Source organism: Vibrio sp. 10N.222.49.C9, assembly GCF_041474985.1.
GTDB lineage: Bacteria > Pseudomonadota > Gammaproteobacteria > Enterobacterales > Vibrionaceae > Vibrio > Vibrio crassostreae_C.
In genome coordinates, this window is sequence record NZ_JBFRVD010000618.1 from 1 (window position 1) to 269 (window position 269).

At 44.2% G+C, this 269-nt stretch carries 1 pseudogene; it reads left to right on the forward strand.

Features of this window, described 5'->3' with window-relative positions:
* Nucleotides 1-269 (forward strand): annotated as a pseudogene (locus AB4585_RS24760) (lysine-sensitive aspartokinase 3); the annotation flags it as partial.

The following is a 269-nucleotide window of genomic DNA, read 5'->3' on the forward strand; positions in this document are numbered from 1 at the left end:
CAATTGGTTGATATTCATTTCAGTATCATTAATCAGTTAAAACACCCTGAAGTCATCAATGATGCGATCAACGAGATCCTAACAAAGGTTTCTCAGTGTGCCGAGAAAGCCACCAGCGAGACTAGCGAGCAATTGACCGACCAATTAGTCTCTTGTGGAGAGCTAATGTCGACACACATCCTTTGCCAGCTAATGAGTGAGCGCGGACATAGGACCGAGCGCTTCGATATTCGTACTGTGATGAAAACAACGTCTGTATTTGGTAATGC